The organism is Pseudomonas sp. UBA2684, from assembly GCA_002354655.1.
GTDB lineage: Bacteria > Pseudomonadota > Gammaproteobacteria > Pseudomonadales > Pseudomonadaceae > Aquipseudomonas.
The window spans coordinates 22,685-43,710 of record DELY01000003.1 but is presented as its reverse complement, the minus strand read 5'-3'; the positions used below and the strand labels follow the sequence as shown (position 1 = coordinate 43,710).

Annotated in this window: 20 protein-coding genes; 10 read left to right on the top strand and 10 right to left on the bottom strand. The window is 61.9% G+C overall.

Annotated elements, in window-relative coordinates:
- Positions 1 to 171 precede the first annotated feature (171 nt).
- On the top strand, positions 172 to 567 hold the full coding sequence (locus tag B3M58_RS01295) for a YkgJ family cysteine cluster protein (protein ID WP_296216741.1): 396 nt from the start codon (positions 172 to 174) through the stop codon (positions 565 to 567).
- A gap of 117 nt (positions 568 to 684) precedes the next feature.
- Here B3M58_RS01295 and typA read toward each other — a convergent pair whose 3' ends face one another.
- Positions 685 to 2,505 carry a translational GTPase TypA gene (gene typA / locus B3M58_RS01290; protein ID WP_296216740.1) on the bottom strand — a complete coding sequence of 607 codons (1,821 nt, stop codon included), beginning with the start codon at positions 2,503 to 2,505 and terminating at the stop codon, positions 685 to 687.
- A gap of 161 nt (positions 2,506 to 2,666) precedes the next feature.
- Complete coding sequence (thiI, locus tag B3M58_RS01285) at positions 2,667 to 4,121, bottom strand: tRNA uracil 4-sulfurtransferase ThiI (RefSeq protein ID WP_296216739.1); 1,455 nt, start codon at positions 4,119 to 4,121, stop codon at positions 2,667 to 2,669.
- Positions 4,122 to 4,450: 329 nt separating this feature from the next.
- Here thiI and glnA point away from each other — a divergent pair, with 329 nt between their 5' ends.
- The 5 genes from glnA to ntrC all read left to right on the top strand — a co-directional run bounded on the left by glnA (position 4,451) and on the right by ntrC (position 10,117).
- Entirely contained in the window at positions 4,451 to 5,857 is a 1,407-nt protein-coding gene (gene glnA, locus B3M58_RS01280; protein WP_296216738.1) for a glutamate--ammonia ligase, read from the top strand.
- A 368-nt stretch (positions 5,858 to 6,225) separates the two neighbouring features.
- Positions 6,226 to 6,780 carry a DUF4124 domain-containing protein gene (locus B3M58_RS01275; protein ID WP_296216737.1) on the top strand — a complete coding sequence of 185 codons (555 nt, stop codon included), beginning with the start codon at positions 6,226 to 6,228 and terminating at the stop codon, positions 6,778 to 6,780.
- Between the two features lie 3 nt (positions 6,781 to 6,783).
- Positions 6,784 to 7,404: a DUF4124 domain-containing protein gene (locus B3M58_RS01270; RefSeq protein WP_296216736.1), complete on the top strand. Its 621-nt coding sequence runs from the start codon at positions 6,784 to 6,786 to the stop codon at positions 7,402 to 7,404.
- Positions 7,405 to 7,598: 194 nt separating this feature from the next.
- Positions 7,599 to 8,684, top strand: a complete 1,086-nt coding sequence (gene glnL / locus B3M58_RS01265) for a nitrogen regulation protein NR(II) (protein ID WP_296216985.1) — start codon at positions 7,599 to 7,601, stop codon at positions 8,682 to 8,684.
- Positions 8,681 to 10,117 carry a nitrogen regulation protein NR(I) gene (gene ntrC, locus B3M58_RS01260; protein WP_296216735.1) on the top strand — a complete coding sequence of 479 codons (1,437 nt, stop codon included), beginning with the start codon at positions 8,681 to 8,683 and terminating at the stop codon, positions 10,115 to 10,117. Before glnL ends, ntrC begins: the two co-directional genes overlap by 4 nt.
- A 538-nt stretch (positions 10,118 to 10,655) precedes the next feature.
- On the opposite strand, the gene B3M58_RS01255 is transcribed toward ntrC, so the two are convergent.
- Positions 10,656 to 11,096, bottom strand: a complete 441-nt coding sequence (locus B3M58_RS01255) for a hypothetical protein (RefSeq protein ID WP_296216734.1) — start codon at positions 11,094 to 11,096, stop codon at positions 10,656 to 10,658.
- Between B3M58_RS01255 and trmL the strand changes: the two genes are divergently transcribed.
- A complete protein-coding gene (gene trmL, locus B3M58_RS01250) occupies positions 11,095 to 11,559 on the top strand; it encodes a tRNA (uridine(34)/cytosine(34)/5-carboxymethylaminomethyluridine(34)-2'-O)-methyltransferase TrmL (RefSeq protein ID WP_296216733.1) in 465 nt (154 codons plus the stop codon). The two genes, B3M58_RS01255 and trmL, sit on opposite strands and share 2 nt — an antisense overlap.
- 254 nt (positions 11,560 to 11,813) lie before the next feature.
- Here the strand turns inward: trmL and secB are convergent, their stop codons facing one another.
- The 3 genes from secB to B3M58_RS01235 are packed head-to-tail and all read right to left on the bottom strand — an operon-like array spanning position 11,814 to position 13,019.
- Positions 11,814 to 12,305, bottom strand: coding sequence for a protein-export chaperone SecB (gene secB, locus B3M58_RS01245; RefSeq protein WP_296216732.1), 492 nt, complete (start codon positions 12,303 to 12,305; stop codon positions 11,814 to 11,816).
- A 44-nt stretch (positions 12,306 to 12,349) separates the two neighbouring features.
- On the bottom strand, positions 12,350 to 12,604 hold the full coding sequence (grxC, locus tag B3M58_RS01240; protein ID WP_296216731.1) for a glutaredoxin 3: 255 nt from the start codon (positions 12,602 to 12,604) through the stop codon (positions 12,350 to 12,352).
- A 1-nt stretch (position 12,605) separates the two neighbouring features.
- Positions 12,606 to 13,019 carry a rhodanese-like domain-containing protein gene (locus B3M58_RS01235; protein ID WP_296216730.1) on the bottom strand — a complete coding sequence of 138 codons (414 nt, stop codon included), beginning with the start codon at positions 13,017 to 13,019 and terminating at the stop codon, positions 12,606 to 12,608.
- A gap of 146 nt (positions 13,020 to 13,165) precedes the next feature.
- Between B3M58_RS01235 and gpmI the strand changes: the two genes are divergently transcribed.
- From gpmI to B3M58_RS01220, 3 genes are all read left to right on the top strand, one after another.
- Positions 13,166 to 14,701 (top strand): 2,3-bisphosphoglycerate-independent phosphoglycerate mutase, encoded by a 1,536-nt coding sequence (gene gpmI / locus B3M58_RS01230; RefSeq protein ID WP_296216729.1) that lies wholly within the window; start codon positions 13,166 to 13,168, stop codon positions 14,699 to 14,701.
- 207 nt (positions 14,702 to 14,908) lie between these two features.
- Positions 14,909 to 16,153: a murein hydrolase activator EnvC family protein gene (locus tag B3M58_RS01225; protein WP_296216728.1), complete on the top strand. Its 1,245-nt coding sequence runs from the start codon at positions 14,909 to 14,911 to the stop codon at positions 16,151 to 16,153.
- Positions 16,154 to 16,187: 34 nt separating this feature from the next.
- Positions 16,188 to 17,495: a S41 family peptidase gene (locus B3M58_RS01220; RefSeq protein WP_296216727.1), complete on the top strand. Its 1,308-nt coding sequence runs from the start codon at positions 16,188 to 16,190 to the stop codon at positions 17,493 to 17,495.
- 116 nt (positions 17,496 to 17,611) lie between these two features.
- Here the strand turns inward: B3M58_RS01220 and B3M58_RS01215 are convergent, their stop codons facing one another.
- From B3M58_RS01215 to hisA, 4 genes are all read right to left on the bottom strand, one after another.
- Complete coding sequence (locus B3M58_RS01215) at positions 17,612 to 18,367, bottom strand: substrate-binding periplasmic protein (protein ID WP_296216726.1); 756 nt, start codon at positions 18,365 to 18,367, stop codon at positions 17,612 to 17,614.
- A gap of 131 nt (positions 18,368 to 18,498) precedes the next feature.
- On the bottom strand, positions 18,499 to 19,254 hold the full coding sequence (locus B3M58_RS01210) for a substrate-binding periplasmic protein (protein ID WP_296216725.1): 756 nt from the start codon (positions 19,252 to 19,254) through the stop codon (positions 18,499 to 18,501).
- A gap of 127 nt (positions 19,255 to 19,381) precedes the next feature.
- Positions 19,382 to 20,152: an imidazole glycerol phosphate synthase subunit HisF gene (gene hisF / locus B3M58_RS01205; RefSeq protein WP_296216724.1), complete on the bottom strand. Its 771-nt coding sequence runs from the start codon at positions 20,150 to 20,152 to the stop codon at positions 19,382 to 19,384.
- A gap of 111 nt (positions 20,153 to 20,263) precedes the next feature.
- Positions 20,264 to 21,001 (bottom strand): 1-(5-phosphoribosyl)-5-[(5-phosphoribosylamino)methylideneamino]imidazole-4-carboxamide isomerase, encoded by a 738-nt coding sequence (hisA, locus tag B3M58_RS01200; protein WP_296216723.1) that lies wholly within the window; start codon positions 20,999 to 21,001, stop codon positions 20,264 to 20,266.
- Positions 21,002 to 21,026: the final 25 nt, after the last annotated feature.

Genomic DNA, 21,026 nt, shown 5'->3' with positions numbered 1-21,026 from the left:
TTCGTCGCGAACCACGTTGCTGCGCAACCCAAAGGGCCGGGCCAGTTTTAGCGCGATGCTGCGTTTCTCGACACTCATTTGGAACACCAAACTTCGCGTCTCATGCCTTGCCTCGCGCTAAAACTGGCTCCGGCGTGGCCGCGAACGAAACGGAAACAGACCCTAACTCCGATGAAAAACAACCTGATTGCCGCCGCCGAACTCGACCGCCTGGAAACCTGGGCCAAGTACACCGCCGATATGTGCCACAGCTGCATGTCCAGCTGCTGCACGCTGCCGGTCGAGGCGCGCCTGAACGACCTGATCCGCATTGGCGTGGTCGACGAGTTCGAGCGCAGCGAGCCGCTGAAGAACATCGCCAAGCGCTTGCAGAAGGACGGCATCGTCGAACGCTTCCATCAGAAGTCGGGGATCTTCACCCTGACCCGCATGAGCAATAACGACTGCTACTACCTCGATCGCAAGACCCGCCTGTGCACCATCTACGACAAGCGCCCGGACACCTGCCGCAATCACCCGAAGATCGGCCCGCGGCCGGGCTATTGCGCTTACAAGCCGAAGAGCTGACGCCGCCCGCCGACAGACACCCGAACCGAGACCACCCAGCCCACGCGTAATCAACGCGCAATAAAAAGCCCCCGCAGGCTCTCGCCGGCGGGGGCTTTTTAGTCAGCTAGAACTGGATCAGTTCTTGGCTTTCTTGGCAGCGCGGGTGCGCTCGCCTTCGTCGAGGATCTTCTTACGCAGACGGATCGACTTCGGCGTAACTTCACACAGCTCGTCGTCCTGGATGAATTCCAGAGCCTGTTCCAGGGTGAACTTCACCGGTGGAACCAGAGCGATGGTTTCGTCCTTACCGGAAGCACGCATGTTGTCGAGCTTCTTGCCTTTGGTTGGGTTAACGCCCATGTCGTTGTCACGGCTGTTCAGACCGACGATCTGACCGTTATAGATTTCCTGACCGTGTTCGACGAACAGCTTGCCGCGCGCCTGCAGGGTTTCCAGGGAGTAGGTCAGCGCCTTGCCGGTTTCGACCGATACCAGTACGCCGTTCTGACGGCCGGACATGTCGCCGGACTTCATGGTGTCGTAGCGATCGAAGATCGAGGTCAGGATGCCTGCACCGTTGGTCAGGGTCAGGAACTGGTTACGGAAACCGATCAGACCGCGAGCCGGGATGTTGTATTCCAGACGCACACGGCCTTTGCCATCCGGCACCATGTTGGTCAGGTCGCCTTTACGCAGACCCATCTCTTCCATGACCTTGCCCTGGGATTCTTCCGGGGTGTCGATGGTGACGTTTTCGAACGGTTCTTGCTTGACGCCGTCGACGATACGGATGATCACTTCCGGACGACCCACACCCATTTCGAAGCCTTCGCGACGCATGGTTTCGATCAGTACCGAGAGGTGCAGTTCGCCACGGCCGGAGACCTTGAACTTGTCGGCGCTGTCGCCTTCTTCAACACGCAGGGCCACGTTGTACAGCAGCTCCTTGTCCAGACGCTCTTTGATGTTGCGGCTGGTGACGAACTTGCCTTCTTTACCGCAGAACGGCGAGTCGTTGACCTGGAAGGTCATGGATACGGTCGGCTCGTCGACGGTCAGCGGCTTCATCGCTTCAACGTGGTTGATGTCGCACAGGGTGTCGGAGATAAACAGCTGGTCCATGCCGCTAACGCAGACGATGTCACCCGCGGTGGCTTCTTCAACGTCGATGCGGTGCAGGCCGTGGTGGCCCATCAGCTTGAGGATACGACCGTTGCGCTTCTTGCCGTCGGCGTCGATGGCGACCACCGGGGTGTTCGGCTTGACGCGACCACGGGCGATACGGCCAACGCCGATAATGCCGAGGAAGCTGTTGTAGTCCAGTGCGGAGATTTGCATCTGGAACGGACCATCGATATCAACCTGCGGGGACGGCACGTTGTCGACGATGGACTGGTACAGCGGGGTCATGTCTTCGGCCATCTCGGTGTGGTCCAAACCGGCAATACCGTTCAGGGCCGAGGCGTAGACGACTTTGAAGTCCAGCTGTTCTTCGGTAGCACCGAGGTTGTCGAACAGGTCGAAGATCTGGTCCAGAACCCAGTCAGGACGCGCGCCTGGACGGTCAACCTTGTTGATCACCACGATCGGACGCAGGCCGGCTTCGAAGGCCTTCTTGGTCACGAAACGGGTTTGCGGCATCGGGCCGTCCTGGGCGTCGACCAGCAGCAGCACGGAGTCAACCATCGACATCACGCGCTCAACTTCACCGCCGAAGTCGGCGTGGCCGGGGGTGTCGACGATGTTGATGTGGTAGCCGTTCCAGTTGATCGCGGTGTTCTTCGCGAGAATGGTAATGCCGCGCTCTTTTTCCTGGTCGTTGCTGTCCATCACGCGCTCGTCGTTGAGCTCGTTGCGCTCGAGGGTGCCGGACTGGCGCAGGAGTTTGTCTACCAGGGTGGTCTTACCATGGTCAACGTGGGCAATGATGGCGATGTTGCGTAGATTTTCGATCACGTGTGTATCTCGATCAGAGGATTCGGTGTGCCGCTAATTCTAGGCGGCGGATATTAACTAAATGCGAACTCGGCCAGGCGGGATAAAAGCGCAGTGGCTTTTACGCCGCCTGTAGGTCGGGAGGGCGATGGCGGATACTGCCGCCATTCAACCCGGGCGTTTTATGTCGGACGATAAACGCGCACATTGGCATGCCCCTCGCTGAGCAAATGGTGGGCATGCAAACGGCTCATCACGCCTTTGTCGCAATACAGCAGGTATTGGCGCGTGGCATCCAGCTCTTTGAAGCGGCTGTTCAAGGCATAGAACGGCAGCGTTTGCACATCGATGCCGGGCAGCGCAAGCGGCTGATCCTCGGCGCTATCCGGGTGGCGGATGTCAATGATGACATGCCCGGGCAAGGCTTCGCTGATTTCCTCGACCTGCACGTCCTTGCCCAGCTCGTCGATCACTTTGTCGATCGGCAGCAACGTCGCGCGCTCCAGGGCACGCTCGAGGATCGCCATGTCGAACTGCGACTCTTCATAAACGATACGTTCGGGCTTGGCCTTGGTGGTCGGGTTCACCGAAATCACGCCGCAGTATTCCGGCATGTGCTTGGCGAACTCGGCGGTGCCGATGCGCGTCGCGGTGTCGATGATGTCCTGCTTGTGGCTGGCGATCAGCGGACGCAGCACCAGCATGTCGGTGGCCGAGTCGATCACCGAGAGGTTGGGCAGGGTCTGGCTGGACACCTGGGAAATCGCTTCGCCGGTGACCAGCGCATTGATCTGTAGGCGCTCGGCCATGCGCGTCGAAGCGCGCAGCATCATGCGCTTCAAGATCACGCCCATCTGGCTGTTGTCGACCTTGCCGAGAATCTCGCCGAGCACTTCCTCGAACGGCACGCTGATAAACAGCACGCGCTGTGAGCTGCCGAACTTCTGCCAGAGGTAATGCGCCACCTCCATCACGCCCAACTCGTGAGCCCGACCGCCGAGGTTGAAGAAGCAGAAGTGGGTGACCAGGCCGCGGCGCATCATCTGATAGGCGGCGACGGTGGAGTCGAAACCGCCGGACATCAGCACCAGGGTCTGCTCCAGCGAGCCAAGCGGATAACCACCCAGGCCTTCGTGCTGGTGATGGATGACGAACAGGCGCTGGTCGCGAATCTCCATGCGCACTTCGACATCCGGGCTCTTCAACGAGATACCGGCCGCCGCGCACTGCAGGCGCAACTGGCTGCCGACGTAACGCTCGATGTCCATGGAGCTGAAGCTGTGCTTGCCGGCACGCTTGCAGCGCACGGCGAAGATCTTGCCCGGCAGCAGGTCGGCGAAATGCAGCTTGCACTTGGCCAGCACATCGTCGAAGTCGCCCAGCGGGTATTCGTCGACTTGCAGGAAATGGGTAATGCCCGGCGTACAGCTGAGGCGCTCGATCATTTCGCGCAGCACTTTCGGCTCGCTGAGCGTGGTTTGCACTTCCAGGTTGTCCCACACACCCGTGACCAGCAGCTGCGGATCGAGGTCGCGCAGCACCGAACGAATGTTCTTCGCCAACTGCCGGATAAAGTGCTTACGCACCGGCGGGCTTTTAATGGTGATTTCCGGGAAAACTTTAACGATCAGTTTCATGAAAGCAGCGCGGGCCACAGCGGCCGAAAAACAGGGGCGCGGATTATAGCGGAAATTGCTCAAGCTTTAACCAAAAATCCCACACCAGCTTTACGACGCACCATTAAGAGGCATGGCGAAATTAAATCGACCCAAATTGGTGCATATATTGTTGCCATGCCAGCGCGCAGCCCCCGCCACGCCTGACTTTCAGGCCGCCAACCCATTCCAGGGCACTGGCATGCAATTTGCTCCCTTGTGAGGCAGGTTGTCCTGGCGGACTATGCCGCCGGGCTTCACCGTACTATTGAGGGCTCATCATTCCGAGCCTTATCCACCTGGAGGACAGCATGTCGAAGTCGATTCAACTTATTAAAGAACACGACGTGAAGTGGGTTGACCTGCGCTTCACCGACACCAAGGGCAAACAGCACCACGTGACCATGCCGGCACGCGATGCGCTGGACGACGAGTTCTTCGAAGTCGGCAAAATGTTCGACGGTTCTTCCATCCATGGCTGGAAAGGCATCGAAGCCTCCGACATGATCCTGCTGCCGGTTGACGAAACCGCCGTACTGGACCCGTTCACCGAAGAGCCGACCCTGATCATCGTCTGCGACATCATCGAGCCAAGCACCATGCAAGGCTACGATCGTGACCCGCGCTCGATCGCCAAGCGCGCTGAAGAGTTCCTGAAAACCACCGGTATCGGTGACACCGTATTCGTCGGCCCAGAGCCTGAGTTCTTCATCTTCGACGAAGTGAAGTTCAAGTCCGACATCTCCGGCTCGATGTTCAAGATCTTCTCCGAGCAAGCGTCCTGGAACACCGACGCCGACATCGAAGGCGGCAACAAGGGCCACCGCCCAGCCGTCAAAGGTGGCTACTTCCCCGTTCCGCCGTGCGACCACGACCACGAAATCCGTACTGCCATGTGTAATGCCATGGAAGAAATGGGCCTGGTCATCGAAGTTCACCACCACGAAGTGGCGACTGCCGGTCAGAACGAAATCGGCGTGAAGTTCAACACCCTGGTAGCCAAGGCTGACGAAGTTCAGACCCTCAAGTACTGCGTACACAACGTGGCCGATGCCTACGGCAAAACCGCGACCTTTATGCCGAAGCCGCTGTACGGCGACAACGGTTCGGGTATGCACGTACACATGTCCATCTCCAAAGATGGCAAGAACACCTTCGCTGGCGAAGGCTATGCCGGCCTGTCCGACACCGCCCTGTACTTCATCGGCGGCATCATCAAGCACGGTAAGGCCCTGAACGGCTTCACCAACCCGTCGACCAACTCCTACAAGCGTCTGGTCCCAGGTTTCGAAGCGCCAGTCATGCTGGCCTACTCGGCGCGTAACCGTTCGGCTTCGATCCGTATTCCGTACGTGTCCAGCCCGAAAGCCCGCCGTATCGAAGCACGCTTCCCGGATCCGGCTGCCAACCCGTACCTGTGCTTCGCGGCACTGCTGATGGCTGGCCTGGACGGCATCCAGAACAAGATCCACCCTGGCGATGCTGCCGACAAGAACCTGTATGACCTGCCGCCAGAAGAAGGCAAGCTGATCCCGCAAGTGTGCGGCAGCCTGAAAGAAGCCCTGGAAGAGCTGGATAAAGGCCGCGCGTTCCTGACCAAGGGCGGCGTGTTCTCCGATGACTTCATCGACGCTTACCTTGAGCTGAAGAGCGAAGAAGAAATCAAAGTCCGCACCTTCGTACACCCGCTGGAATACGACCTGTACTACAGCGTCTAAACCAGCAACACGCCACCTCGGTGGCGTGATTGAAAAAAGCCTCTCCGGCAGCCGCCCGAGAGGCTTTTTTTATGGACAGATTTGGCAGCGTTTCGCGGATCAATCCGCACGCAGACGCCGTGCGCTGGCTGAGCCGGAGCAGCCTTGGCTTGCATTGAGCGCGCCGCCTGATCAAGCCTCTCCCCACAAACCCCGACGTTCAGCGGAACAGTGCCTTTTCAGGCCACCGCGACCGCGGATCGTGGACCGCGCCGCAGACACCTTTGAGCGACCTGTTTGGTGCGCCGGTACACACGGCAACATCCACACCCTTGCCAGCCCGGCCCACCAATGCAAGTCTTAGCACCACATACCCTGGGAGATTGGCCATGCGCCGGATGCTCACCTGCCTGCTGCTGACCCTGGCCTTACCGGCCAGCGCACAGATCTACAAATACACCGACGCCAACGGCAATACGGTCTTCACCAACCAGCCGCCGGATGGTGCCGCCACGCAGAGCGTCGAGCTGCCGAAAACCAATACCGTGCAGATGCAGGCTCCCAGCGTGCCCGTCGCCCCGAGCGAACTGGCGACGCCGGCAGCGCCGTACCGCCTGCTGCAACTGACCGGCATCCCCGACGATGAGGCCCTGCGCGCGAATAACGGCACCTTCAGCGTCGGCGTGCAGCTGGAACCGCGACTGGCCGCCGGTCATCGCCTGCGCCTGCTGCTGGACGGCAAACCCTATGGCCAGCCAAGCAACGTGCCGCGCCTGCAATTGACCAGTATCGATCGCGGCGAGCACAGCCTGGCCGTCGAAGTGCTGAGCGGCGACCAGTCGATCCAGCAAAGCGCCACCACCATCTTTACCGTGCAACGGGTCAACACCAGCAGCCCAGCCCTGCGTCCGCCACCCACGCCCAAACCGACTCCGGCGCCCTGAACCATGCGCAACATGCTGCTTTGCTTTCTGCTATTCGCCCTGCCCGCGGCCGCCGAGGTCTACACCTATATCGACGCCGAAGGTAACCGGGTCTTTACCGACAAGCCCACCCAGGGCAATGCCGAGCGCATCCAACTGGCGCCCAGCAACGCCATGAGCGCGCCGGGTAGCGCACCACCACCGCCGCCGCTAGCGGCACCCGCCAGCACGCCAATGCTGGCCTATCAAATGCTGCGCATCCTGGTTCCACAGCCCGATGCGACCATTCGCGATAGCGCCGGCAACCTGATTGTCACGGCCACCAGCGAACCAGGACTGCACCCTGGGCACGGCTACCGCCTGCTGCTGGACGGCCAAGCCGTGGGCGACGCCGGGCGCAGCCCGGTATTTCCACTGGAGAACATCGATCGCGGCACCCACCAACTGGCCGTGGAAATCGTCGATGCCCAGGGCCGTACCGTCGAGCGCACCCCCAGCCAACCGCTGCACATGCTGCGTATTTCTCTGGCGCAGAAACGCACGGCCAATCCCTGCAAAAAAGACGAATACGGCGTGCGCCCGGAATGCCCGTTGAAAGACAAACCCGTGGAAAAGAAAGACATCCCCTTTGTTCCCTTCATCTAACCAGCCGACCATCGCACCAATTTGGTGCCATAGCCCGCACCACTTTCTATACTCTCCCCATTTTGGTTCGCCCGCACGCCTGAGCCTGCGCTGAAAAGCGGCCCGCGCTGCCGATTGCGTGGGTTGCGCGCGTCTTTTCGGGGCTTTGGTTTGCTTCTTGCATTTTCCCGCCTATTGCCGGAAAGCCCATGCCTATGACCATCAACGACGCACTGCACCGCCTGCTGCTCGATAACCTGACCACTGCCACCCTGCTGCTCAACGCCGACTTGCGCCTTGAGTACATGAACCCGGCAGCGGAGATGCTTCTGGCCGTCAGCGGTCAACGCAGCCATGGACAATTCATCAGCGAGTTGTTCACCGAATCGACGGAAGCCCTCAGCGCCCTGCGCCAAGCCGTCGAACACGCCCACCCCTTCAACAAGCGCGAGGCCGTACTCACCGCGCTGACGGGCCAGACGCTGACTGTCGACTATGCGGTAACGCCGATCCTCAATCGCGGCGAGACCTTGCTGCTGCTGGAAGTACACCCGCGCGACCGTCTGCTGCGCATCACCAAGGAAGAAGCGCAGCTGTCCAAGCAGGAAACCACCAAAATGCTGGTGCGCGGCCTGGCTCACGAAATCAAGAATCCGCTCGGCGGCATCCGCGGCGCCGCGCAATTACTGGCCCGCGAACTGCCCGAGGAAAGCCTCAAGGATTACACCAACGTGATCATCGAGGAGGCCGACCGCCTGCGTAACCTGGTCGACCGCATGCTCGGCTCGAACAAGCTGCCGTCGCTGGCGATGACCAACGTGCACGAGGTACTCGAACGCGTCGGCAGCCTGGTCGAAGCGGAAAGCCAGGGCAGCATCACCCTGGTGCGCGACTACGACCCAAGCATCCCCGACGTGCTGATCGACCGCGAACAGATGATCCAGGCCGTGCTGAATATCGTGCGCAACGCCATGCAGGCGATTGGCGCACAGAACGAGCTGCGCCTGGGCCGCATTACCTTGCGCACGCGCACCCTGCGCCAGTTCACCATCGGCCATATTCGCCATCGCCTGGTGACCAAGCTGGAAATCATCGACAACGGCCCGGGCATTCCGCCGGAACTGCAGGAAACCATCTTCTACCCCATGGTCAGCGGGCGTGCCGACGGCACCGGTCTCGGCCTGGCCATCACCCAGAACATCATCAGTCAGCACCAAGGCCTGATCGAGTGCGAAAGCCATCCCGGGCATACCGTGTTCTCGATCTTCCTGCCGCTGGAACAAGGAGTAACTCCGTCATGAGTCGCAGTGAAACCGTGTGGATTGTCGACGACGACCGTTCCATCCGCTGGGTGCTGGAAAAGGCCCTGCAACAGGAAGGCATGACCACGCAAAGCTTCGACAGCGCCGACGGCGTACTCAGCCGCCTGAGCCGGCAACAGCCGGATGTGATCATCTCGGATATCCGCATGCCGGGGGCCAGTGGCCTGGAGCTGCTGGCACGGATTCGCGAACTGCACCCGCGCCTGCCAGTGATCATCATGACTGCACACTCGGACCTGGACAGCGCGGTGGCGTCCTACCAGGGCGGTGCCTTCGAATACCTGCCCAAACCGTTCGATGTCGACGAAGCGGTCTCGCTGGTCAAACGCGCCAACCAGCACGCCCAGGAGCAGCAGGGCCTGCATGTCCCTGTCGTCCTGGCGCGCACCCCGGAAATCATCGGTGAAGCGCCGGCCATGCAAGAGGTGTTTCGCGCCATCGGCCGCCTCTCGCACTCCAACATCACCGTGTTGATCAACGGCGAATCCGGCACCGGTAAAGAACTGGTCGCCCACGCCCTGCACCGCCACAGCCCACGCGCGGCTTCGCCGTTTATCGCGCTGAACATGGCGGCGATTCCGAAAGACCTGATGGAATCCGAGCTGTTCGGCCACGAAAAAGGCGCCTTCACCGGCGCCGCCAACCAGCGCCGCGGACGCTTCGAGCAGGCCGATGGCGGCACCCTGTTCCTCGACGAAATCGGCGATATGCCGGCCGACACCCAGACCCGCCTGCTGCGCGTGCTGGCTGACGGCGAATTCTATCGGGTCGGCGGGCATACGCCGGTGAAGGTCGACGTGCGCATCATCGCCGCGACCCACCAGAACCTGGAAAGCCTGGTGCAGGCCGGCAAGTTCCGCGAAGACCTGTTCCACCGTCTCAACGTGATCCGCATCCACATCCCGCGCCTGTCCGACCGCCGCGAAGACATCCCGACCCTGGCCCGACACTTCCTCAGCCGCGCCGCCACCGAGCTGGCGGTCGAGCCCAAGCTGCTAAAAAGCGAAACCGAGGACTACCTGCAACACCTGCCGTGGCCGGGCAACGTGCGCCAGCTGGAAAACACCTGCCGCTGGATCACCGTAATGGCGTCGGGGCGCGAAGTGCATGTCGACGACCTGCCGCCGGAACTGCTCAACCAGCCGCAAGACAGCGCCCCGGTAAGCAACTGGGAACAGGCCCTGCGCCAATGGGCCGACCAGGCTCTGGCACGCGGCCAGTCGAACCTGCTCGACAGCGCGGTGCCGGCGTTCGAGCGGATCATGATCGAGACCGCCCTCAAGCACACCGCCGGCCGCCGCCGCGACGCCGCCGTGTTGCTCGGCTGGGGTCGCAACACCCTGACCCGCAAGATCAAGGAACTCGGCATGAAGATCGATAGCGCCGATGACGATGATGGTGACGACGCCTGACGCAACGCAGGCAATGTTGTACGCAGAGTCGGTAGGGTGGGTTAGTGGCGCTGAGGCCGGCTGGCAAAGCAATGGCGCAATAGGTGCGCCCCGTAACCCACCCGACGAATTACCGCACTCCAGGCATCGCGCAGTCGGCTGCATGGTTCAGCACATAACGGGGACATAGCCTTCTTCATGGCGATGTCCCCGTTATGTGTTGATGCAGACCGCGAGCGGCTTTGCCCACGCAAGCTCTTCAGCTTTCAACGCTTTTCGCGGGTAAACCCGCTCCCACAAAAGCGCGGCTTCTCCTACAACACGTAAGCGGGACATAGCCCAATAAAATGCGCCTTATCGGCGCCTGACAGCAGCGCCGTGCACTTTGCCGGTACATTTTCGCGGGCGGTGCAGCGCCGCTGTAACGGCCTGAAGGCCGTAGCACGCAGTAATCACGCGATTTCAGCCTGCCGTAATAAAACTGGCACACCCTCTGCATAGACTAAAGCAATCCCAGTTTCGGGGACCTTGGTACAGGCAGGCCGGGGATTCCCCTCTTTTATTGCTCCTCCAGGCTGATCACCAGCCGCCAGCGACCGTCCACTTCCTCAGCGCGCCAGTCGCCGCGCAGTGGACGGGCTGCTACCACCCGCAACAGCAAATCCTTTCGCGCACGCTGCAAACGCCAATTGGCGGCCTTGCCCTGCACGCGCAACTGACCATCCTGCTCACGGCCAAAGCTCTGCAAACGCAAGATGAATGCGCCCTCGGCATGTTCCTCGCGGGGCACCGGCTCGACGTTGAACCACAGCACCAAGCCCTGGTCGACGATCTCGACTTGTTTCAGCCACAGCGGATCGGGCTGCAATACGCGACCGATCATCATGCCGATGAGGAAACCGAACAGTGCCAGTGAGCCGATCACCCGCAACCAGGGACGCGGCCGCGAACCGATATCGGGGGTAGAATGTCGGCCGTCTTCAGGCCTGGAGCCGCGCATGTTTCACGTCATCCTTTTTCAACCGGAAATTCCGCCGAATACCGGCAACATTATCAGGCTCTGCGCCAACAGCGGCTGCCACCTGCACCTGATCGAGCCACTGGGTTTCGAGCTGGACGACAAACGTCTGCGCCGTGCCGGGCTGGATTACCACGAATACGCCACCTTGCAGCGTCATGTCGATCTCGCCAGTTGCCTGCAGAGCCTCGGCCAGCCACGCGTGTTCGCCTTTACCACCAAAGGTTCGCAGCCGTTCCACGACGTCAGCTACCAGCCCGGCGACGCCTTTCTGTTCGGCCCGGAAAGCCGCGGCCTGCCGCAGGAAGTCCGCGACAGCCTGCCCGCCGAACAGTGCGTGCGCCTGCCGATGCGCGACGGTTGCCGCAGCCTCAACCTGTCCAACACCGTCGCCGTGGCGGTCTACGAAGCTTGGCGCCAGCAGGGTTTTGCCGACGCCCAGTAGCCTGCAGAAGGGTGCCGCCAAAAGACTATGTACCCATAACCTGTTGCGCGAGGTAGGCGCTTTTGTAGGAGCGGGCTTGCCCGCGAGGGTTTATCCGAGACTCCGCGCAGATAGGTGAAACCAAAGCTCGCGGCCAAGACCCCGCCTACCGGAGAGATTGGCTCAGGCTGTCACTCTGGCAACACATGCTTGAGACACAGCCACAAAAAACGCCCCGTAGGGCGTTTTTTTATCCAGCAGCGCGAACGCTTAGCTTAGTGAGCCGTTGCCGCTTCACCCGCCTGAGCCTGCTGGATGCGCTGCAATTCCTGCGCATAGAGGGCATCGAAGTTCACCGGAGCCAGCATCAACGCAGGGAAGGAACCGCGCACCACCAAGCTATCGAGGGTCTCGCGGGCATACGGGAAGAGGATGTTCGGGCAGAACGCGCCAAGGGTGTGGCTCATCGACGCGGCGTCCAGGCCCTTGATCAGGAAGATCCCGGCCTGCTGCACTTCGGCGATGAAGGCGGTTTCTTCGCCGTTCTTCACGGTTACCGAGAGGGTCAGCACCACCTCGTGGAAATCACCATCCAACGCCTTCTGCCGGGTGTTGAGGTCCATCGCCACGCTCGGCGTCCATTCCTGGCGGAAGATTTCCGGGCTCTTCGGCGCTTCGAAAGACAGGTCGCGCACGTAGATGCGCTGCAGGGAAAACTGCGGGTTCTGTTCGCCCTGAGCGGCGCCGTTGCTAGCTTGTTCAGTCATGGCAAAGCCTTCTTATCGTGGGTACTAACGAGAGGGTTTGAGAATCAGGCCTTGAGCAGCGCGTCGAGCTTGCCGGCGCGCTCCAGGGCATACAGATCGTCGCAGCCGCCCACATGGGTGGCGCCGATCCAGATTTGCGGCACCGAGGTTTGCCGCGCCTTGCGGGTCATCTCGGCGCGCAGCTCGGGCTTGCCGTCGACCTTGATTTCATCGAAGGACACCCCTTTGTTCGCCAACAATTGCTTGGCACGGGTGCAGTAGGGGCACCAATCGCTGGAATAAATGACGACTGCCGACATATCACTTCACCAGCGGCAGGTTGTCGCCACGCCAGCTGGCGATCCCGCCAGACAGCTTGGCCGCGGTGTAACCGGCTTTCTTCAGGTCACGGCTGGCGGCGCCGGCATGCTGGCCCATGGCGTCGACCACGATCAGCGTCTTGGCCTTGTGTTTTTCCAGCTCGGCGATGCGCGCGGTGAGTTTTTCATAGGGAATGTGCAGGGCGCCGGCGATATGCCCGGCGGTGAAATCCTTTTGCCCACGGACGTCCAGCACTACGCCTTGCTCGCTGTTGATCAGCGCGGTCAGCTCGCGGCTGCTCAGGCTCTGCCCGCCCTTGCGCAGTTCGGTGAAGATCAGCAGGGCAAGGAAGGTGACGAACAATCCGCTCAGCACATAATGGGTCGTGGCAAATTCAATCAGATTGGCAAGCATTACGCGGTTCCGGGACGGTAAAATGTCGGCCAGTATACACAGCCCCACAAGTCGACCAAACCCCGTCCGGCGGTGACGTTTTCCACACTTGGCCGTAAAATGCCCGACCTTGTTTCCCGCCCATCGACCCAGAGCGAACCAGCTTTATGAGCGCCACGCCCAAACCCCTGGTACTGATCATCCTCGATGGCTTCGGCCACAGTGACAGCCCCGAGTCCAATGCCATCATGGCCGCCAACACTCCGGTCTACGATCATTTGCGCGCCACCCAGCCGCACGGCCTGATTTCCGGCAGCGGCATGGACGTGGGCCTGCCGGACGGGCAGATGGGCAACTCCGAGGTCGGCCACATGAACCTCGGCGCGGGCCGCGTGGTGTACCAGGACTTCACCCGCGTGACCAAAGCGATCCGCGACGGCGAGTTCTTCGACAACCCGGTGATCTGCGGCGCCGTGGACACCGCGGTCAGCGCCGGCAAGGCCGTGCATATCCTCGGCCTGCTCTCCGACGGTGGCGTACACAGCCACCAGGATCATCTGGTGGCCATGGCCGAGCTGGCCGCCCAGCGCGGCGCCGAGAAAATCTACCTGCACGCCTTCCTCGACGGCCGCGACACCCCGCCGAAAAGCGCACAGAGCGCCATCGAGCTGCTCGACGCCACCTTCGCCAAACTCGGTAAGGGCCGCATCGCCAGCCTGATCGGCCGCTATTTCGCCATGGACCGTGACAACCGCTGGGATCGCGTCGAACAGGCCTACCAACTGATCGTCGACGGCGTCGGGCAGTTCAACGCCGCCAGCGCCACTGCCGGCCTGCAAGCCGCTTACGAGCGCGGCGAGAGCGACGAATTCGTCAAAGCCACCACCCTCGGCGAGCCGGTCACGGTCGAAGACGGCGACGCCGTGGTGTTTATGAATTTCCGCGCCGACCGGGCTCGGGAACTGACTCGCTGCTTCGTCGAGCCGGGCTTCCAGGAGTTCCAACGCGCCCGCGTACCGCAACTGGCCGGCTTCATCATGCTCACCCAATACGCCGCGAGCATCCCGGCACCCAGCGCGTTCAAGCCGGCCGCCCTGAACAACGTGCTCGGCGAATACCTGGCGAACAATGGCAAGACCCAGCTGCGCATCGCCGAAACCGAGAAGTACGCCCACGTCACCTTCTTCTTCTCCGGCGGGCGCGAAGAGCCGTTCGACGGCGAAGAACGCATCCTGATCCCCTCGCCGAACGTCGCCACCTACGACTTGCAGCCGCAGATGAGCGCCCCGCAAGTCACCGACCGCATCGTCGACGCCATCGAACAGCAGCGTTACGACGTGATCATCGTCAACTACGCCAACGGCGACATGGTCGGCCACACCGGCGTGTTCGCCGCCGCCGTGGCCGCCGTGGAATGCCTGGACGCCTGCGTCGGGCGCATCGTCGCGGCGCTGGATAAGGTCGGTGGCGAAGCGCTGATCACCGCCGACCACGGCAACGTCGAGCAGATGGAAGACGCGTGCACCGGCCAGGCGCACACCGCCCACACCTGCGAGCCGGTGCCATTCATCTACGTCGGCAAGCGCGCCCTCAGCCTGCGCGAAGGCGGCGTACTGGCCGATGTGGCGCCAACCCTGCTGGCCCTCATGGGTCTGCCGAAACCGGCGGAAATGACTGGCACCAGCATCGTCGACCTGAACTGAGCAGCGTAGGCTGGGCCTCAGCCCACCGCTCAGCTATAGCGGCGGGCTAAGCCCGGTCTGCAAGCAGCGCTGAGGCACAGCCTAACCCAGCAAAAGCGATGCTGGGTGCTGGCAAAAAACGCCGTTAGCTCGCCTGCGCATCTTGCAGCTTGCCGCTGCTTTTTTAGGCATACTAGGCACGTCCCCCGCCCAGGTGCCGCCTGCCCCATGTTCCGCGCCCTCACCCTTATTTTTCTCGCCTGCTTGCTCGCCCCGGCCTTTGCCGACGAGAAGGCCGACGCCCAGAAGCAACTGGAGGCCGCGCGCAGCGACGTCATCGAGCTGAAAAAGCTCCTGGAAAAACTGCAGCAGGAAAAATCCGGCGTGCAGAAAGACCTGCACAAGACCGAAACCGAAATGGGTCAGCTGGAAAAGCAGGTCAAAGGCCTGCAGAACGAGCTCAAGCACAGCGAAGAGGAAATCCAGCGCCTCGACCTTGAGAAAAAAAAACTCGAGGGCGCACGCCTTGAACAGCAACGCCTGATCGGCATCCAGGCCCGCGCCGCTTACCAGAGCGGCCGCCAGGAGTACGTCAAGCTGCTGCTGAACCAGCAGAACCCGGAAAAATTCTCGCGCACCCTGACCTACTACGACTACCTCAGCGAAGCGCGCATGGAGCAGTTGGCCACGTTCAACGAGACCCTGCGCCAACTGGCCAACGTCGAGCAGGACATTGCCAACCAGCAAGCGCAGTTGCTGGAGCAGAAGAGCGCGCTGGACAGCCGCCGCGAGCAACTGGCCGAGGCGCGTAAAGAGCGCCAGCTGGCCTTGGCCAAGCTGAACAAGGAATTCTCCGCCCGCGACCAGAAACTCAAGGCCCGCCAGCAAGAACAGGCCGCCCTGGCCCGCGTACTGAAAACCATCGAAGAAACCCTCGCCCGCCAGGCCCGTGAAGCCGAACAAGCGCGCCAGCGCGCGCTGCTGGCGGCCCGCGAAGAACCACTCAGCACCCCGGCCAACCCAGTCAGCAGCGGCCCGCGGGTCAGTTCCGGCGCAACCTACGGCGGCCCGTTTGCCAAGGCCCGGGGCAAATTGCCGTGGCCGGTGGATGGCCGTCTGGTGGCGCGTTACGGAACCCCACGCGGCGGCGACGCTCGGACTAAATGGGACGGCGTGTTGATCGGCGCCTCGGCCGGCAGCCAGGTGCGCGCCGTGCATGGCGGCCGCGTGGTGTTCGCCGACTGGTTGCGCGGCGCCGGGCTTCTGGTCATTCTCGACCATGGCAACGGCTATTTGAGCCTGTACGGGCATAACCAGAGCCTGCTGAAAGACGCTGGCGATGTGGTCAAGGCCGGCGAGCCGATCGCTACCGTCGGCACCAGTGGCGGGCAAGACACGCCCGCGCTGTATTTCGCGATTCGCCAGCAGGGCCGCCCCAGCGACCCCGCACAATGGTGCCGCGCGCAAGGATAAGCGCTGCGCTCACTTTTTTAGGAGTAAGTCCGCTATGCCGCATTTGTCTCGCCTCACCGCCCTGGCCCTGGCTATTGCCCTGCTCAGCGGCGCCCCTTTGCTGCAAGCCGAAGAAGCGCCGCCAGCGACCGCCACGACAAACGACAAAGCACCGCTGCCGCTGGACGACCTGCGCACCTTCGCCGAGGTGATGGACCGCATCAAGGCCGCCTATGTCGAGCCGGTCAGCGACAAGACCCTGCTGGAGAATGCGATCAAGGGCATGCTCAGCAACCTCGATCCACATTCCGCCTACCTTGAGCCGGAAGCCTTCCTCGAACTACAGGAAAGCACCAGCGGCGAATTCGGCGGCCTGGGTATCGAAGTCGGCATGGAAGATGGCTTCGTCAAAGTGGTCTCGCCGATCGACGACACGCCGGCCTCGAAAGCCGGCATCCAGCCCGGCGACCTGATCGTCAAGATCGACGGCCAGCCGACCAAGGGCCTGTCGATGATGGAAGCGGTGGACAAGATGCGCGGCAAGGCCGGCAGCAAGATCCTCCTGACCCTGGTGCGCGAGGGCGGCCGGCCGTTCGACGTGGAGCTGACCCGCGCAGTGATCAAGGTCAAGAGCGTGAAGAGCCAACTGCTCGAAAACGGCTACGGCTACCTGCGCATCACCCAGTTCCAGGTCAACAGCGGTGAAGAAGTCGGCAAGGCCCTGGTCAAGCTGCGCAAGGACAACGGCAAGAAACTCAGCGGCCTGGTATTGGACCTGCGCAACAACCCTGGCGGCGTGCTGCAAGCCGCCGTCGAGGTCACCGATCACTTCCTCAAGAAGGGCCTGATCGTTTACACCGAAGGGCGCATCGCCAACTCCGAGCTGCGCTTCTCCGCCGATCCGGCCGATGCCAGCGAAGGCGTACCGCTGGTGGTGCTGATCAACGGCGGCAGCGCCTCGGCCTCGGAAATCGTCGCCGGCGCCTTGCAGGACCACAAACGCGGCGTGCTGATGGGCACCGACAGCTTCGGCAAAGGCTCGGTGCAAACCGTGCTACCGCTGAACAACGACCGCGCCCTGAAGCTCACCACCGCGCTGTACTTCACCCCCAACGGCCGCTCGATTCAGGCCCAGGGCATCATTCCCGACATCGAAGTGGCGCGCGCCAAGGTCACCCGCGAGCAGGACGATGAAAATATCAAGGAAGCCGACTTGCAGGGCCACCTGGGCAACGGCAACGGCGGCGCGGACAAGCCCAGCCTGGGCAAAACCAGCGCACCGGCCCGCCCACAGGATGACGATTATCAGCTGAGCCAGGCGCTCAACCTGCTCAAGGGCCTCAACGTCACCCGCAGCGAATAAGCTCAGGCAGCAGACACGAAAAAGCCCGGCAGATGCCGGGCTTTTTCGTGTCGATCGCAGTTGCGCCTTGAATCTGGCTCTCACGGGCGCGGGCATGGCCCGCGCACAAGGACTGCTTACAGGTAGCTGTTGGTCATCTCGTCGACGAAGCCTTCGCTGCGCAACTCGTCCAAGGCTTTTTGCAGACGCTGCACCACCTCGTCCGGGGTGTCCTTGTTCAGCGCCAGGTACAACTCGGCGTCGTTGAAGCGCAGCACGGTGGTCAGGCCGCTGACGCCTTCCTGCTTGGCCAGGTAGCGACCGACCGGGTCGGTGGTGGCCCACAGGTCGATCTTGCCGCTGAGCAGTTTCTTCACGTTTTCCTGGTCGCGCAGCGCGTTGACCGGCTTCAGCCCCTGGCTTTCCAGGTGCTGGCTGACGGCGTCGTTCTTGTAGGCGCCGACGGTGTATTGCCCGGCATCCTTCAGGTTCGGCACGCTGAGGTTATTACCCGGCGCGGCGAGCAGCACCCAACCGGTCTTGGCAATCGGCCCGACCCACTTGAACAGCGGTTGGCGCTCTGCGGTGAACGTGGTGGAGAACAGGCCGTAATTCGCCTTATCCAGAGTCAGGCGATAGAGCCGATCCCAAGGGAAGCGCAGGGTCAGGGTGTAGTTGATGTTGGCGCGCTTGAACATCTCGCGGACGATTTCCGCGCTGATGCCGTCGATGCCGTCGTCACGGGCGAAGTTCTTGTCGTCGACCGCCATGTTGAACGGCGGGAAGTTTTCGGTCAGCAGTACCACTTTATAGTCGGCCGGTAGCTCAGCCTGGGCCGCGCAGGCACTAAGGAGTAGCCCGAACAACACACTGCACTTCAGAGTTTTCAACATAGGTCTTCCCGCTCGCATGAATTGTGATTATGGCTAGCGGCTTCCCTGCTCGGGCTTGTGCCCGGCGACGTATGAGGCTTGGCGTCAACCATCCATGGCAGAGGGCCGGCTTGTGGCCGGCCCTCTGGGTCTTACAGGTAGCTGCTGAGAATGTCGTCGACGAATCCTTCGCCGCGCATTTTGTCCAGCTCAGCTTGCAGCTTCTGTACCACCTCGTCCGGCACGTCTTTGTTCAGCGCCAGGTAGAGTTCGGCGCTGTCGAAGCGCAGGATGGTCTTCAGTCCGGAAATGCCTTCCTGCTTGGCCAGGTAGCGCCCCGCCGGATCGCCAGTGGCCCACAGGTCGATCTGCCCGGCCATCAGCTTCTTGGCGTTTTCCTGGTCGCGCAGGGCGGTCAGCGGTTGCAGACCCTGCTGCTGCAAGTGCTCGGCAATCGCGTCGCCCTTGTAGGCGCCCACCTTGTATTGCTTGGCATCTTCCAGGCTTTTAAGGGTGATCGGGCTGTCGCTCTTGCCGAGCAGCACCCAATCGTCCGGCCCGATTGGGCCGACCCATTTGAACAACTCTTCGCGCTCCGGCAGACGCGCGGTGACGAATACGCCATAGCCCGGCTTTTCCAGCGCCAGCTTGTAGATGCGGTCCCAGGGGAAGCGCAGGGTCAGGCTGTATTTGATCCCGGCACGCTTGAACATTTCGCGCACGATATCCACGGCGATGCCGTCGATATTGTCTTCCTGAGCGAAGTTCTTGCCGTTGATGGCCATGTTGTACGGCGGGAAATTCTCCGTCAGCAACACCAGGTTGTAGTTCGGATCGATTTCAGCGCGCAGCGCGCCCGACATCAGCAACAGCGCGCCAGCACAGGCCAGCCACAAACGTTTCCACATAAGCCACAACCTACAGAGTCAGGATTTATTCAAAGGAGGCGCTCAGCTTAGCCCGGTTTGGCCACAGACCAAACCCGGATGTTCATATCATTGCGCTACGTCGCTCTGCGATGGCGCACGGCACGACTCAGCGCACCACGATACCGCGGCTGGCCAGGTAGGCCTTGGCTTCCGGCACGGTGTATTCGCCGAAGTGGAAGATGCTCGCGGCCAACACCGCCGCTGCCTTGCCTTCGAGAATCCCGGCGGCCAGATGTTGCAGATTGCCGACACCGCCGGAGGCGATCACCGGAATGCCCACGGCCTCGGAAATGGCGCGGGTGACGCCAAGGTCGTAGCCGCTTTTGACGCCGTCCTGATCCATGCTGGTGAGGAGGATTTCGCCGGCACCGAGGTCTTCCATCTTCTTCGCCCAGAGCACCGCGTCCAGGCCGGTCGGCTTGCGCCCGCCGTGGGTGAAGATTTCCCAGCGCGGGGTTTCACCGGGCTTGGAGACCTTCTTCGCATCGATGGCGACCACGATGCACTGCGAGCCGAAGCGCGACGCCGCCTCGCCGACAAACTCCGGGGTGAACACCGCGGCGGTGTTGATCGAGACCTTGTCCGCACCGGCATTCAGCAGGTTGCGGATGTCCTGCACGGTACGCACGCCACCGCCGACGGTCAGCGGGATAAACACCTGGCTGGCCATGCGCTCGACGGTATGCAAGGTGGTGTCACGGCCGTCGACGCTGGCGGTGATGTCGAGAAAGGTAATCTCGTCGGCGCCCTGCTCGTTGTAGCGGCGCGCGATTTCCACCGGATCGCCGGCGTCGCGGATGTTCTCGAACTGCACGCCCTTGACCACGCGGCCGTTGTCGACGTCGAGGCAGGGGATGATGCGTTTGGCAAGGGCCATGGCGGTGCTCTCGTAGAATGGGTCGGGCGGCGCTCCGCGAGCGCAGCGATACCCATCGATCGGGTGGTTGGCGATGGGTTACGCCGCTGCGCGGCTAACCCATCCTACGGCTTAGCCTGTGTAGCTATCGCAGAAGGCCTGGGCTTCGGCAACATCCAGGGTGCCTTCGTAGATCGCCCGGCCGGTGATCGCACCGATGATGCCCGGCGAGCGCGCCAACAACAGCTTCTCGATATCGCCGAGGTTGTGGATGCCACCGGAAGCGATCACCGGGATGCGGCTGGCGGCGGCCAGGGCCACGGTGGCCTCGACGTTACAACCCTGCATCATGCCGTCTTTGGCGATGTCGGTATAAACGATGGCGGACACCCCGTCGGCCTCGAAACGCCGCGCCAGATCGACCGCCTGTACGCTGCTGACTTCGGCCCAGCCGTCGGTGGCGACGAAACCGTCCTTGGCATCCAGGCCAACGATGACCTTGCCCGGGAAGGCCTTGCAGGCGTCCGTCACGAACTGTGGATCTTTCACCGCCTTGGTGCCGATGATCACGTAGCTGACGCCGGCTTTGACGTAATGCTCGATGGTTTCCAGCGAGCGGATGCCGCCGCCGATCTGGATCGGCAGGTGCGGGTAACGCTTGGCGATGGCGGTGACCACCTCGCCATTGACCGGCTGACCTTCGAAGGCACCATTCAGGTCGACCAGGTGCAGCCGACGACAGCCGCCCTCGACCCACTTGGCGGCCATGCTCACCGGGTCATCGGAAAACACCGTGGAATCGTCCATGCGGCCCTGGCGCAGACGCACACAAGCGCCGTCCTTCAGATCGATAGCGGGGATAATCAGCATCGGTTGAACCTGCTCAAGTCATTTG

Excerpts from the sequence above, each read along its gene's own strand:
- hisA (WP_296216723.1), bottom strand. The coding sequence starts at position 21,001 with ATGCTGATTATCCCCGCTATCGATCTGAAGGACGGCGCTTGTGTGCGT.
- thiI (WP_296216739.1), bottom strand. The coding sequence starts at position 4,121 with ATGAAACTGATCGTTAAAGTTTTCCCGGAAATCACCATTAAAAGCCCG.
- glnL (WP_296216985.1), top strand. The coding sequence starts at position 7,599 with ATGACCATCAACGACGCACTGCACCGCCTGCTGCTCGATAACCTGACC.
- glnA (WP_296216738.1), top strand. The coding sequence starts at position 4,451 with ATGTCGAAGTCGATTCAACTTATTAAAGAACACGACGTGAAGTGGGTT.
- B3M58_RS01255 (WP_296216734.1), bottom strand. The coding sequence starts at position 11,096 with ATGCGCGGCTCCAGGCCTGAAGACGGCCGACATTCTACCCCCGATATC.
- gpmI (WP_296216729.1), top strand. The coding sequence starts at position 13,166 with ATGAGCGCCACGCCCAAACCCCTGGTACTGATCATCCTCGATGGCTTC.
- B3M58_RS01295 (WP_296216741.1), top strand. The coding sequence starts at position 172 with ATGAAAAACAACCTGATTGCCGCCGCCGAACTCGACCGCCTGGAAACC.
- B3M58_RS01225 (WP_296216728.1), top strand. The coding sequence starts at position 14,909 with ATGTTCCGCGCCCTCACCCTTATTTTTCTCGCCTGCTTGCTCGCCCCG.
- grxC (WP_296216731.1), bottom strand. The coding sequence starts at position 12,604 with ATGTCGGCAGTCGTCATTTATTCCAGCGATTGGTGCCCCTACTGCACC.
- secB (WP_296216732.1), bottom strand. The coding sequence starts at position 12,305 with ATGACTGAACAAGCTAGCAACGGCGCCGCTCAGGGCGAACAGAACCCG.
- B3M58_RS01220 (WP_296216727.1), top strand. The coding sequence starts at position 16,188 with ATGCCGCATTTGTCTCGCCTCACCGCCCTGGCCCTGGCTATTGCCCTG.
- B3M58_RS01215 (WP_296216726.1), bottom strand. The coding sequence starts at position 18,367 with ATGTTGAAAACTCTGAAGTGCAGTGTGTTGTTCGGGCTACTCCTTAGT.
- hisF (WP_296216724.1), bottom strand. The coding sequence starts at position 20,152 with ATGGCCCTTGCCAAACGCATCATCCCCTGCCTCGACGTCGACAACGGC.
- B3M58_RS01235 (WP_296216730.1), bottom strand. The coding sequence starts at position 13,019 with ATGCTTGCCAATCTGATTGAATTTGCCACGACCCATTATGTGCTGAGC.
- trmL (WP_296216733.1), top strand. The coding sequence starts at position 11,095 with ATGTTTCACGTCATCCTTTTTCAACCGGAAATTCCGCCGAATACCGGC.
- B3M58_RS01210 (WP_296216725.1), bottom strand. The coding sequence starts at position 19,254 with ATGTGGAAACGTTTGTGGCTGGCCTGTGCTGGCGCGCTGTTGCTGATG.
- B3M58_RS01270 (WP_296216736.1), top strand. The coding sequence starts at position 6,784 with ATGCGCAACATGCTGCTTTGCTTTCTGCTATTCGCCCTGCCCGCGGCC.
- ntrC (WP_296216735.1), top strand. The coding sequence starts at position 8,681 with ATGAGTCGCAGTGAAACCGTGTGGATTGTCGACGACGACCGTTCCATC.
- B3M58_RS01275 (WP_296216737.1), top strand. The coding sequence starts at position 6,226 with ATGCGCCGGATGCTCACCTGCCTGCTGCTGACCCTGGCCTTACCGGCC.